This is a genomic window from Clostridium sp. TW13, assembly GCF_024345225.1.
In the GTDB taxonomy this organism is placed as follows: Bacteria; Bacillota; Clostridia; order Clostridiales; family Clostridiaceae; genus Inconstantimicrobium; species Inconstantimicrobium mannanitabidum.
The window spans coordinates 597926-611433 of the sequence record NZ_BROD01000001.1; the positions used below are offsets into that span (position 1 = coordinate 597926).

General features: G+C 30.4%; 11 protein-coding genes. 8 read left to right on the forward strand and 3 right to left on the reverse strand.

Going from position 1 to position 13508, the window contains the following annotated elements; translation table 11 throughout:
- Positions 1-62 precede the first annotated feature (62 nt).
- The 7 genes from OCU47_RS02855 to OCU47_RS02885 all read left to right on the forward strand — a co-directional run bounded on the left by OCU47_RS02855 (position 63) and on the right by OCU47_RS02885 (position 10535).
- Positions 63-3161: an MMPL family transporter gene (locus OCU47_RS02855; RefSeq protein WP_261827083.1), complete on the forward strand. Its 3099-nt coding sequence runs from the start codon at positions 63-65 to the stop codon at positions 3159-3161.
- 256 nt (positions 3162-3417) lie between these two features.
- On the forward strand, positions 3418-5142 hold the full coding sequence (locus OCU47_RS02860) for a cellulase family glycosylhydrolase (protein WP_261827084.1): 1725 nt from the start codon (positions 3418-3420) through the stop codon (positions 5140-5142).
- A gap of 327 nt (positions 5143-5469) precedes the next feature.
- On the forward strand, positions 5470-6630 hold the full coding sequence (locus OCU47_RS02865; protein WP_261827085.1) for a serine hydrolase domain-containing protein: 1161 nt from the start codon (positions 5470-5472) through the stop codon (positions 6628-6630).
- Positions 6631-6723: 93 nt separating this feature from the next.
- Positions 6724-7881 carry a serine hydrolase domain-containing protein gene (locus tag OCU47_RS02870; RefSeq protein WP_261827086.1) on the forward strand — a complete coding sequence of 386 codons (1158 nt, stop codon included), beginning with the start codon at positions 6724-6726 and terminating at the stop codon, positions 7879-7881.
- Between the two features lie 329 nt (positions 7882-8210).
- Positions 8211-9008 (forward strand): AAC(3) family N-acetyltransferase, encoded by a 798-nt coding sequence (locus OCU47_RS02875; protein WP_261827087.1) that lies wholly within the window; start codon positions 8211-8213, stop codon positions 9006-9008.
- Positions 9009-9259: 251 nt separating this feature from the next.
- On the forward strand, positions 9260-9919 hold the full coding sequence (locus OCU47_RS02880; protein ID WP_261827088.1) for a 4Fe-4S binding protein: 660 nt from the start codon (positions 9260-9262) through the stop codon (positions 9917-9919).
- A gap of 154 nt (positions 9920-10073) precedes the next feature.
- Positions 10074-10535, forward strand: a complete 462-nt coding sequence (locus tag OCU47_RS02885; RefSeq protein ID WP_261827089.1) for a DUF134 domain-containing protein — start codon at positions 10074-10076, stop codon at positions 10533-10535.
- Between the two features lie 247 nt (positions 10536-10782).
- Here the strand turns inward: OCU47_RS02885 and OCU47_RS02890 are convergent, their stop codons facing one another.
- Positions 10783-11139, reverse strand: coding sequence for a NifB/NifX family molybdenum-iron cluster-binding protein (locus OCU47_RS02890; protein ID WP_261827090.1), 357 nt, complete (start codon positions 11137-11139; stop codon positions 10783-10785).
- Positions 11140-11504: 365 nt separating this feature from the next.
- Here OCU47_RS02890 and OCU47_RS02895 point away from each other — a divergent pair, with 365 nt between their 5' ends.
- Entirely contained in the window at positions 11505-12110 is a 606-nt protein-coding gene (locus tag OCU47_RS02895) for a hypothetical protein (protein WP_261827091.1), read from the forward strand.
- Positions 12111-12306: 196 nt separating this feature from the next.
- On the opposite strand, the gene OCU47_RS02900 is transcribed toward OCU47_RS02895, so the two are convergent.
- Together OCU47_RS02900 and OCU47_RS02905 are read right to left on the reverse strand one after the other, a co-directional pair.
- Complete coding sequence (locus tag OCU47_RS02900) at positions 12307-12783, reverse strand: GNAT family N-acetyltransferase (protein ID WP_261827092.1); 477 nt, start codon at positions 12781-12783, stop codon at positions 12307-12309.
- Between the two features lie 21 nt (positions 12784-12804).
- A complete protein-coding gene (locus tag OCU47_RS02905) occupies positions 12805-13371 on the reverse strand; it encodes a histidine phosphatase family protein (protein WP_261827093.1) in 567 nt (188 codons plus the stop codon).
- Positions 13372-13508 lie beyond the last annotated feature (137 nt).

Below are 13508 nucleotides of genomic sequence, written 5' to 3' on the forward strand. Positions count from 1 at the left end.
TTAATAATTACAATCTAGAAGATATTTGACTACAAGAGTTTTTGATGGAGGATGATCAATTTATGCAGAAAATGCTAAAGTATCGTTGGGGATTACTAATTACATGGCTTATTATAACTGTATTATTTGCAGTAAATCAGCCAAATTTAAAGCAAATAATTAACCAAAAAGGTGAAGCAACAATTTCAGATAATGAAGCATCTAAAATAGCTTCCAAGATGTTAGATAAGATGGGTACATCTAAAGGTGAATCATTGTTGTTGGTGTTTAACGATGATAAGAAAATTTCAGCAGATGAAATGAAAGATATTGAGAAAGGTATCAAAAAGCTTAATGAGAACAAGGAAAAACTTAAAATAACGAATATAGTAGATCCTTTTAGTACACCAGAAGTTAAGGATCAAGTACTTTCAAAAGATAATACTACTTTAATAATACCCATATCTTTTGAAAAAGGAAAAAGAGACAATCAGACAGTAATAAATGATTTTAAAAATGCTATTAAAGATATAAATGTGACTCATTATATAACTGGCTCTTTAGCTATAGAAAATGATTATTTAAATGACGTAGCTCAAGGTGTTGATAAAAGTGGAATACTTACCGTAGGATTTATCATGATTGTATTAATACTTATGTTCCGTTCAGTGATTACTCCAATAGTCACTCTTTTATCAGTAGGAGTTTCATATCTATGTTCAATGGGTATAATTGGTATACTAGTAAATAAATTTGACTTTAAAGTTACAAGTTTTACTCAGATGTTTGTAATTTTGGTTTTATTCGGGATAGGAACTGATTATCACATATTACTATTTAACAGATTTAAAGAAGAACTTGCACATGGTTCCTCTATAGAAGAAGCAGTTGTAACAAGTTATAAGACAGCAGGAAAAACAATAATATATAGTGGTTTTACAGTTTTTATGGGATTTGCTAGTTTGACTTTTGTTAAATTTCCTGTTTATAAATCCGCTAATTCAGTTGCAATAGGTATAGCAGTACTGTTGATAGAAATTCTTACATTAACTCCACTTCTAATGAGGATATTAGGCGAAAAGTTATTTTGGCCATCTAAGAATTCAACTGGGCATAAAGAAAGTAGATTTTGGGGAAAAGCAGCTTCAACTTCTGTAAAACATCCAATACTATCATTAGTAGTAGTGGCAGTTATCATTGCACCAGCAATAATATTTAATACAACTAGGCTATCATTTGATAATATTAAAGATTTAAGTGTTAATGATCAATCTGTAAAAGGTTTTAACATTGTTGCAGATAAATTTGGTTCTGGTAAGGTAATGCAAACCACTATTGTCTTAGAAAATAAAGAGGCTATGGACAGCAATGAAGATTTAGCAGTCATAGACAATCTTACTGAAAAACTAAAAGGTCTAAAAGGGGTAAAAGAAGTTTCTGGACCGACACAACCGAAAGGAAGCATGATAAAAGACTTTTATACAAATACTCAAACTCAAACTGTGGCAACTGGTTTATCGGATGCAAATGATGGAGTCAATAAAGTTAGATCAGGACTTAATACCATGAGTAATGGTTTATCTTCTCCAGATTTTTCGTCAGTTAAGGATTTAATAAATGGAACAGGCAGCCTTCAAAATGGTATGGATGCTATAACAATTGGGCTTAAAAAGATAGATGTAGGTATTTCACAAGGTGCTAATGGTGCAAATAGTTTGGCTTTAGGTATAGAGCAACTTCGGAATGGAGTATCTGAAATAAATGTTACGTTGAAGACTATTTCAGAAAAGACAACAGAAATAAATAATGGTTATAATACCCTTGGACAAGGCTATAAGTCTTTACCACAATCTATAGGACAATTGAAGCAATTAGTTTTAATGATGCAATCAAGTGTTACAAAAATTGATGCAAAATTACCTAATGACCAAGATGTGGGAACATTAAAAGTAATGATTGAAAAATTATCTTCTTCATTGGATAAGGTTTCCGCAGGTATAAATACTGCTAATGCTAATTATGATATGCTTACGGGAGGATTATCTAAAGTTAATGATGGAATTAAGATATTAATTGATAATACAAGTCCAAATTCAAAGCTAGTTATGGGAATAAATGACCTAGATAATGGGGCGAAATCACTTTCAGAAGGCCTTAAAAAGGGAAGTTCAGGACAACAACAAGTTATAGAAAGTATGGCAAAGTTAAGATTAGGAACTGATAAAATTAAAGCAGGTCAAAGCACATTGTATGATGGTTTGACTAGTCTTAGTGGAGGAATGACACAGTTAAAGGCTGGAATAAATAAGGGCAGTGATGGATTAGGTTCCATATCAGATGGCATTAATAAGGGAGGAAACTTTTTAAAGCAGCTTTCAGATACTAAAAGTTTTTATATTCCAAACGAAGTATTCAGTAGTTCTAGTATAAGTAAAATATTTGATATGTATATGTCTAAAGATAGAAAAATAGTAAAATTGACTGTTACACTAGATTCAGAGCCTTATGCTGATAATTCAATTAATCTTATAAATGACATGAGTACTTTTACTAAAAATCAACTAAAGGGGACGAAGCTTGCTGATGCAAGTATTGGAATTGCAGGAGTAACTTCAAATTCATATGATTTAAGAAATATATCAACTCATGATATAATTTTCACCCAGGTAATAGTACTATTGGCTATATTTACATTACTGATATTAGTAATAAGATCTTTTTGGATTCCAGTATATATAGTATCTTTACTGGTAACTGCATATTATACTTCGTTGTCTGCAACAGCAGCTATTTCAAAGCTGTTATTCAGCAGTGCAAAAGAAGGTTTATCTTGGAATGTGCCTTTCTTTGCCTTTGTTATGATAGCAGCATTAGGGGTTGACTATAGTATATTCTTAATGACACGTTTTAAAGAATATAATAATATTTCACCAAAAGAAGCAATAATTCTTTCAGCAAGAAATATAGGTGGTGTAGTAATGTCAGCAGCTGTAATACTTGCAGGAACATTTGCTACAATGTATCCATCCAACATAATAGTATTAATGGAACTCGCTATTTGTGTAATTATTGGATTATTTATTTTGGCATTTATTCTACTTCCGATAGCATTACCAGCACTTATGTCTTTGCAAGAAAGTATTACTAAGAAACAAAATATTAAAATTAAGCAAGAAAATTAAAAAATATAAGTAGATATAACAGCATTTGAATTAGAACAAATGCTGTTTTTTTACTAATAATCATAGTGTAAAGTTGAAACATTATTAATGTTTTGTATGAATGTCTAAAAATCATGGTTGATTATGAATAATTTTACAAGTATTTTTCTTAGTGCTTTGCATTTATAATTGATTCGTGTGATTAGTGTTAACGATTTCATGATTAAAAATTATTAGGTATAATTAAGGGTATTATTAAAAAGGGGAGGATGTCAAATTGTTAAAGAAAACAAAAAAAATTGCTAGTATTTTTCTTGCATGCGCATTAACTGTTACAACTTGCATTATTGGTGCACCAGCTATAAAGGCAGAGGCAAAGACTGCAGATAAAGCAAATGCAAAAAGTGTATCCCAGAAATATGTAGAAGAGATGGGTCATGGTTGGAATCTTGGAAATAGTTTTGATTCATTTGACACAAATGGAGACAAAGGTGAGCAATCTTGGGGAAATCCAGTTGTAACAAAGCAACTTATTCAATCAATTAAAGCTAAAGGCTTTAAAAGTATTCGTATTCCATTTACAAGTAATATGCGTACAGGAGCAGCTCCTGACTATAAGATTGATCCTAAATTTTTAGATCGTTATGCAGAAGTTGTAAAATGGAGTCTTGATCAAGGCTTATATGTAATGATAAATATACACCATGATTCATGGGCATGGGCAAATAACATTGGTTCAAGTGCTGATAATGGAGCCTCAATGCAAAGATATAAAGCTATTTGGACTCAATTAGCAGATTATTTTAAGAATTATTCTGATAAAGTATGTTTTGAATCTCTAAATGAACCACAATTTAAAGAAGGAGATCTTACTAATCAAATAAAAATACTTGAAGATGTAAACAAGACATTTTATCAAATTGTTAGAAATTCAGGTGGGAAGAATTCAAAACGTATGCTAGTTATGCCAACTTTAAATACTAACGATAGTGATAATAGATGCGAATCCCTATATAATACAATAAAAGGATTCAATGATAAGAATATAATAGCAACTTTCCATTACTATGGTTACTGGCCTTTTAGTACAAACATTGCTGGTACTACTACTATGAACGATACAGTAGTTTCAGAATTAAGAGCAGCATTTGATAGAATGTATAATCACTTTACAGCTAATGGGATTGGAGTAGTATGTGGTGAGTATGGTTTATTAGGATTTGATAAATCAACAAATGCTATTGAAAATGGTGAATTATTAAAGTACTTTGAATATATTAATTATTATGCTAAAACGAAGGGTATTACTTTAATGCTTTGGGACAATGGAAACCTTATAGATAGAACTAAATATACTTGGAAAAATCAATCTTTAGGAAATATGGTTAAGGAATCTTTTAAACATCGTAGCTCATACTCAGAATCAGATAGAGTTTTCATTAAAGATGAAGATAGAAATAAGGATGTTTCAATGAAATTGACTTTAAATGGTAACAAGTTAATTTCAATTCACAATGGAAGTAAAAAATTAAAATTAGGCAGAGATTACACTTATGTTAATGACACTGTAATATTAAAAGGTAGCTATGTAAATAAGTTAATCACAAGTGAATATGGAACAAATACTACATTAACTATGAGATTTACATCAGGTGCTGATTGGAATGTTTATGTAGATCATTATGCAACAGCAGTATTAAGTGCAGGTGAAGGAAATACAGATGGATTTAACATTCCTGTACAATTTAATGGAGATAAACTTTCTACATTAGAAGCTGTATATTCAGATGGAACTGGTGCAGGACCTCAAAACTGGACAACTTATAAAGAATATGATTATGCATTTACTGTTGATTATACAAATAACAAAGTAACTATCACAAGCAAATTCTTTGCAGAAGCTAAAGATGGTGAAATTACTTTCAAACTACACTTCCAAAGTGGAGCAGTAGCTGAATGCAAAGTTGTTAAAACTGGAACAGTTGTAAAAGCAGCAAATTAAGCAGAGAACCTAAATCTATGATTTCTATACAATGTTGCCCCAATTATATTGAGAGAAGTCAAGTTAAATCAAAAATTAGAAAACAAGAGCCGAGAGAAAAATCTCGGCTCTTGTTTTTTTGTATTTAAGCATGATAAATACTTGAGAAAATAAAGTTTTTTAGCATAAATGAAAAAATGTATTTATATTAAGTCTTTATTTTGGCAGATATTTATAGAATACGTGTAAATACTATTAGTAGCCTAAATTGAAAATAACCATACTGTTTAGTATTATTTATAATATAAGTAATAAAGAGGAAAAATAGTGATATGGGGGACGTTAAAAATGAATAAGAAAAAAGGGGTAATAATTGTTGGAACAATATTAGGAGTATTAATACTAGTTGCAGCGTTTATAATAATTCAAGGAAATGTAACTAAGGGTGAAAAACAGTGGAATTCTGCAGTTGAGGAAAACAAAGAACTTCAGGATAAATTGAATAAAGAGCTGGATAACATATGTAGTGAGAATAAAATAAATGGAACCAGTTATAGAATTGAAACTGTGGATGGAACTTTCAAATGGAGTCATGCTAGTGGCAAAATGCAGGTTGATACGCAGTACGCCTTAGCCAGTATCACAAAGATGTACACAACCGCTGTTATGCTTAAGCTATCTGATGAAGGCAAAGTCAATTTAGATGACACAATTGATAAATACTTAAGCAATGATATTGTAGATAAATTACATGTTTATAATGGAGTAGATTATTCTCATAAAATAACAGTAAATCAGTTAATGTCTCATACTTCTGGATTACCTGATTATGGAAGTGAAGACTTGAAAGGTCAGCCTAGTGTTGGTTACATTGTACAGAATATAAGAGATTATGCTTATGATTTTAGTGAATTGATTAATCGAACTAAGAATTTGACACCTCATTTTGCTCCTGGGACAGAGGGAAAGGCGTATTATTCTGATGGAAACTTTCAATTGCTTGGTAAGATAATTGAAAAGGTTACTTCATTAGATTTAAGTGAAGCGTATAAGAAGTATATTTTTCAGCCTCTTAGTTTAAAGAAGACATATCTTTCTGAAAAAGGCATGAAGTGGGATATACAGCTCGTTGAGTTTCCTAGAGGATTAACAGGGCGACCACTTTCTAATGCATCTGGAAGGTCAACAGGAGGGATGGTTTCCAACACAAGTGATAATATGATATTTTTAAAAGCTTTCTTCAATGGAAAGTTATTTGACAAAGCACATCTAAGTAAAATGCAGAATTTCAATGATATTGAACCTACTCCGTTGAAGTATGGTACAGGACTTATGGAATGTAATTTGGAATATGAATTAATTGGTCATATGGGAAGTTTGGGAACCTTAGCATTTTATTGTCCAGAAAAAAAATTATATATAGTTGGTTCAACGAATAATTGTGATACCAAGCAAACACTTCAGGTAGCATATCAATTAATTGATTGTTATGATAAGTACAATAAATAGCTTAATGAAAATATTCTTGTAGGAAGAAGTTTTATATATGTATTATTGCAATATGCTAAATTAAGTTGGAATAGCATGGAGGGAATAGAGAAAATGAATAAGAAAAAAGGGGTAATAATTGTTGGGGCAATATTGGGGATATTAATACTATTTGCAGCATTTATAATAATTCAAGGAAATGTAACTAAGGGTGAAAAACAGTGCAATTCTGCAGTTGAGGAAAACAAAGAACTTCAGGATAAATTGAATAAAGAGCTGGATAACATATGTAGTGAGAATAAAATAAATGGAACCAGTTATAGAATTGAAACTGTGGATGGAACTTTCAAATGGAGTCATGCCAGTGGAAAAATGAAGGTTGATACACAGTATGCCTTGGCTAGTATCACAAAGATGTACACAACCGCTGTTATGCTTAAGCTATCTGACGAAGGAAGGGTTAATTTAGATGATACAATTGACAAATATTTAAGTAATGATATTGTAGATAAACTACATGTTTATAATGGAGTAGATTATTCTCATAAAATAACAGTGAATCAATTAATGTCTCATACTTCTGGGCTACCTGATTACTTTACAGAGGACGTTGGAGATAAGGCTAGTATAGAAGAATACTCAACTAAGGTTAACGATATATATTATGATTTTAATGAGATTCTTAATAGAACAAAAAAGTTAACACCTCATTTTGCTCCTGGAACAGAGGGAAAGGCGTATTATTCCGATGGAAACTTTCAATTGCTTGGTAAAATAATTGAAGGGGTTACTTCGTTGAGTTTAAGTGAAGCCTATAAAAAGTATATTTTTGAGCCTCTTGGTTTAAAGAAAACATATCTTTTTGAAAAGGATATGAAATGGAATATACAACTTATTGAATTTAACAGAGGATTAGTTGGTAGACCGCTTGTTAATGCATCTGAAAGATCAACTGGAGGTATGGTTTCTAATACAGGAGACAATATGATGTTTTTAAAAGCCTTCTTCAATGGAAAATTGTTTGCTAAAGAGCATTTAAGTAAAATGCAAAACTTCAATAACATTCAGTTTACTCCAATGAAATATGGTACAGGCCTAATGGAATGCAATTGGAAATATGAGTTGATTGGCCATTTAGGAAGCTTGGGAACTGTAGCATTTTATTGCCCAGATGAAAACTTATATATAGTAGGCACAACCAATAATTGCAATACTAAACAAACCATTGATACTGCATATAAATTAATTGATTGTTATAAAGCTAATAAATAGTTAGTAAAAAGAAAGCTACATTAATAATAATAATTATTAATGTGGCTTTTGAATTATTTTTAAAAAAAGATAATGTAATATCTTAAGATGGTTAAGTTCAAGTTAATTGTGACATTTACCAATAGTAGCGAGTTATGCGATTAACCTATTGTATTAAAGCCAAAGCTGTGATAGGATGAAATTGAAAATAATGATAAAGAAGGTGAAGTATTCCTATATATTCGTTTTTTTAGCCAAGCTAATGATGATATAAAGGAGAATAATGTTATACTACCTGTAGAGTTAATTGGAAGAAATAGTATTAAGAAAATGTAGAGGGGATAGGGAAAATGAAGAGTGAAAACAGAAGGATTGTTTTAAAAGAAGATTTAATAAATGGTTTTAAAGCACTGGGGGTAATGGAAGGTCAACAGATAATAGTTCACACATCATTAAATAGCCTAGGTTTTGTTTGCGGAGGAGCCCAAATTGTAATAGAAGCTTTACTAGAATGTGCAGGAGAAAATGGTACAATTATGATGCCAACGCAAACTTGGAAGAACCTTGATCCTTCAATGGGAGTGCATTGGGAGGAACCAGAGGAATGGCACCAAATAATAAGAGATAATTGGCCTGCTTATGATAAGAACATTACTCCAACAAATACAATGGGAGCAGTTGCAGAAATGCTTAGAACTTGGCCAAATGCTAGAAGAAGTGATCATCCAGCAAGATCATTTGCAGCTGTTGGCAAGAATGCAGAATTCTTAACAAAGAATCATGACTTAGCAAATATTTTTGGGGAAGATTCACCTATAGGTAAGCTATACCAATTAGATGGATATGTAATGCTAATCGGTGTTGGATATGATAAAAATACATCTATTCATTTAGCTGATGCAATTGCTAAGTATCCTAGTAAGCATAATGAATTTAACAGTAGTGCTATGATGGTTAATGGAGAAAGAAGATGGGTTACCTATGAGACACTAGCAGTAGATGGAGAGGATTTTGAGGATATAGGCAGAGATTTTGAAAAAGAGCATGAAGTAAAAATTGTAACTATTGGCAAAGCAACAGTTAGATTTATGAGACAAAGAGACATTGTAGATTATGCTATCAAATGGATTGAGAAGAATAGAAAATAGTGTAATATTAGCTTGCTTTCAAGCAATTTTAGTTTCTATGGTGGGAAACTCATTTTTTGAGTATCTCATCTTTTTTTGCATAAAACACTAATAATGATTATAGAAATGAATAGATAAGATATTTATTAATGTGATTAAGTCACGGAGTACTTATTGCTATATCCGTTAAAATCATAAAGAGCCAAGCAGTTCATACATAATTAAAAAAATATTTTTTATCTAAAGAGATTGATAAATAGGAGGAGTTTTTTGTGGGAAAATTACTGAATTTGTGGAAAAAGTATTCATTTATTATTCTAATTGCATTTATAGTATTAGGATTACTTGATTTAAGATTTGCAATGGTGGCAGCTATCTGCATGGTAGGACCAATAATAGTATCAATATTTAAAGGAAGGTTTTGGTGTGGAAATTTATGTCCTAGAGGCAGTTTCTATGATAATGTGATTTCTAAATTTAGCAATAAAAGAAGACCACCAAAGTTTTTTAAGTCTTATTATTTTAGAGCTGTAATCTTAACTATTATGATGACAGTGTTCATTTCAGGGGTATATAAAAACTGGGGGAACCTTTATGGTATAGGCATGGTGTTTTATAGATTAATTGTTGTAACAACAGCTATTGGTGTAGGGTTATCTTTATTCTTTAATCATAGAACTTGGTGCAACTTCTGTCCTATGGGAACTTTAGCATCAATAATTTCAAAATTTAGAAAAAACAAAAATGTACTACAAGTATCAAATGCTTGCGTATCCTGCAAGGTTTGTGAGAAGAAATGTCCAATAGGATTAGTTCCGTATGATTATAAAGGAGATATATTAAGTCACCCTGATTGTATACAATGTGGACAATGTGCTGTAGCATGTCCTAAAAAAGCTATAGGATATAATAAAATTAATATTAGAAGATGATTTCAATAATATTTACGAAGTGATAATAAATGTGGGTTTGTTAGTATGCATCTTTGAAGTTTTCACTTAATTTAGTATAATAAAATGAGTAAATAAAGATAAGAATTTAGAAGCTAAAGTGTTTTGAAAATATAAAAATTCAAGGAGGATACGAATGGCAAGACCTACAAAATTCAGAATGGTAGAGTTTTTCCCTACAGAGGATTATTTTGTGCCATTGGGAAAACCTAAATGTGAAATAGAAGAGATAATTTTAAAAGTAGAAGAACTTGAAGCCATGAGATTAAAAGATATTGAAGAGTTAAATCAAGAAGAATGTGCTGAAAAAATGCAAGTTTCAAGACAGACTTTTCAAAATATTATAGATAGTGCGCGAAAAAAAGTAGCAATTGCATTAACAGAAGGTAAAGCAATTAAAATAAGTGGCGGCAACTATACCACAAAATTATGTAAGTTTAAGTGCCTAGAATGTGGACAGATTTATGAGATAAAGTATAGTCAAGACAGAGAAGGTTGTCCTAGTTGTGGTTCTTCTAGAGTTATGTGTAGTAAGAAAGTGGCAGGATTTTGTAAAAGTTGGTGTAAGTGCAACAATGCTTGTATTGATGAAGAATAAAGCAATTATAGAAATTTAGAATATGAAACAAAATAATAGACTCATATGTAGGAGCATATGGGTCTATTATTTATGTTTTGATTATAATTTTTTTTAGATTTATCCGATAGCAAGCATCTGTAACACTCCAACTTCTTTAAGTTTGAGATAACGGCTACACGCTCCTGAACGAGGTACCACCTGAGGGCGTAAGTTAAACTAAGATTAAGATGGCAATCAAACCATACGTGAATCAAGTTTCACTTGATTAGTCATGGCATTCGTGAGAATGACATGAGTCGCCACAATCTACAAGAGAACCCTCAAGCCATTTTAAGGCAACTGCTTCTACATTTCCCGAACATCCACGAAGAACGTCTATACCAGCATTATTTAACACTCTTACTGCACCTTGCCCCATATTACCTGCAAGGAGAACTTTTACATCCATATCAGCAAGTGTTGTTGCTATATTTGATTTACAGCCACAGCCTTCAGGAGACTGAACAGTCTCAGAATTTATAATTTTTTTGGTTTCAGTATCTAATGTTAGAACAGTGAAATATTCGCAATGTCCAAAGTGATCATCAATATTATTGTTACGTGTTGGTAATGCAATTTTCATAGAATAGACCTCCAATAATTTATAATTAGCACATAATGTTATTGGCATATGCTAATTAGATTATAGTATATTTGTAGTTTACATGCAATATTACTAATAAAAGTGTTTATAAATTCTTGTAATATAAGGGAAGGGTATTTAGTGAGAAAGGCTTTTTAGTGGCATTTTTCCTATAAATATTTATATGTTTTTATAGAAGGTTATGTTTTAAATCAAGGTTCAAAATAGATATCTAATAGAAAAGGAGAGAGTTGCAATATGTATACTAGATGTGATATTTTGCAAATTATGTTATAATAAGTGATATTCAAAGTGAATTTTCGTTGTTATTCAGTAATATTTTTTAGATAATTTAAGGAGGTTTTATGAGGCTTATAGATTTTAAATTAGAAAAGTACAATGTAAATATTCACATTAATATTAAGAATCTTTTAAAGACTTTGGCTGTGTTAACTTTTTTTATTATCTTGACTATGTATTATGTAATCACTATGTATAAAAGCCTTGATCTAGATAAAAATGGTGTAGTATGTAAGGGCACATTAACTAACTATGGAATTAGATTTGGTAGACCATCTACTAGATATGTTGAGTATACTTTCAAAGTTAATAATTCTATCTATTCATCCAATAATAATATTCTTACAATTTTTAGCCAAAATTTTCATGTTTTAAAACCAGCTAATATAGAAGGATGGAACAAAATTATAAACACAAATACTATAGACATTCTATATTTACCTAAGAATCCTAAGATAAACAAACCAACAATAAATAGAGATGATTTAATGCAATATGTGGAGTTTAGTTTTTTTTGCCTGTTATTCATGTTTTTTTCTGGATTGAAGAGTATTTTTAATGCAGAAACTATTTATGAGGAATATATATTGACTAAAAAAAAGATAAGGAAGACTATAAGAAAAAAACGAGAAGTAAAGCATTATTTTCTATGGAATATTGAAAACTTATAGAAATAAAATAAGTGTATTATTTAATAATAAATTTTACATATTTTTTATATAGTGAATTTTCATATATTGAGCATTATAAGTGGACAACTACAGTCCTGCACATGGCATTTTTCCTATAAATATTTATATAGTTTTATAGAAATATAGTTAACATTTTTTATATGTAACTATATTTCTATTTTTATATAAGCCTGTACTAAAAGTTCAGTTCCATCATTCTATTTCTTGTGTTCATTCCCATAGATTCGTAGAATTTCAGTGCATCTTGATTGAATTCCCATACATTTAACTGTAATGCAGCAGCATTTTCTAATTTTGCATAGTCAACAATATGATTAAATAGTAATTTTCCTATGCCAGTTCTTTTTAAGGTTGATTTAACGCAGAAATCATCTATATAGATATATTTCTTTGGAATATATATTGGATTTTTGGTGTTCATTATTTGAAGTATACTATAAGCAACAAGCTGTTTGTTATCAGTATTTTCAACTATAAATATGTTTGTGGTATTTGAATTTAATAAATCATTAAAGAACTCTTTTGATAGTGGATTTTCAATATCTAAATAAACATCTGGTCTATTTTTAAGATGCAGGTTATAAACCTCCATAGTAAGTTGTGAAATTCCTGCATAGTCATGCTTATTTGCTTCTCTTATTTCATAATTCATAGAAATGCTTTCCTTTCTAAGTTATAGTAATGAATCACTATCTATCTCTATTATTGAAGTATTGTCAGTTTTAAATTTAGTCATTTCATCAAAAGGTGTGTTTGTTAAATAGCATTGGATGCACATAATTACAGCACTATGAGTCACAATAGCAACATCTTTAGAATTATTTTTAATAATCTCATGTAGTGCTGCAAAAACACGATCTAGCATATCTTGATAAGCTTCACCTTTTGGAGGTTTTGTGTATCTTCTATTTATGTACCATTCCTTATATTCTTCTGGATATTTTTCTTTAACTTCTGTCCAGGATAGCCCTTCCCATTCTCCAAGATTAATCTCTTCTAATCCATCCATTACGACATAATCTAGATTAGTAGCTTGGCTTAAAATTTCTGCTGTTTTAACAGCTCTTTTTTGTTGGCTTGAGTAGATTTTTGATAATTTGTAGTTTTCATTTAATACTTTATGGCTTAACTCTTTTGCTTGATTGATACCAGTATCATTAAGTTCAATATCACAACTTCCTTGAATCTTTCCTTCTACATTCCAATCTGTTTGTCCATGTCTTATTAAAAGCAGTTTCATAGGTCCCTCCTAAATATAATTATCTTAGCAGTTAAGTATAATTTATGGTTGCTCATTTAGTTAATTATAAGATGAATTTTAATAATATTCAATTGCAGTATCAAGTGAAACTTGATTCAAGTGGGGTGTATCCCCAT

Coding starts and splice junctions, on each gene's coding strand:
- OCU47_RS02855 (WP_261827083.1), top strand. CDS start 63: ATGCAGAAAATGCTAAAGTATCGTTGGGGATTACTAATTACATGGCTT.
- OCU47_RS02865 (WP_261827085.1), top strand. CDS start 5,470: ATGAATAAGAAAAAAGGGGTAATAATTGTTGGAACAATATTAGGAGTA.
- OCU47_RS02870 (WP_261827086.1), top strand. CDS start 6,724: ATGAATAAGAAAAAAGGGGTAATAATTGTTGGGGCAATATTGGGGATA.
- OCU47_RS02875 (WP_261827087.1), top strand. CDS start 8,211: ATGAAGAGTGAAAACAGAAGGATTGTTTTAAAAGAAGATTTAATAAAT.
- OCU47_RS02885 (WP_261827089.1), top strand. CDS start 10,074: ATGGCAAGACCTACAAAATTCAGAATGGTAGAGTTTTTCCCTACAGAG.
- OCU47_RS02890 (WP_261827090.1), bottom strand. CDS start 11,139: ATGAAAATTGCATTACCAACACGTAACAATAATATTGATGATCACTTT.
- OCU47_RS02895 (WP_261827091.1), top strand. CDS start 11,505: ATGAGGCTTATAGATTTTAAATTAGAAAAGTACAATGTAAATATTCAC.
- OCU47_RS02900 (WP_261827092.1), bottom strand. CDS start 12,783: ATGAATTATGAAATAAGAGAAGCAAATAAGCATGACTATGCAGGAATT.
- OCU47_RS02905 (WP_261827093.1), bottom strand. CDS start 13,371: ATGAAACTGCTTTTAATAAGACATGGACAAACAGATTGGAATGTAGAA.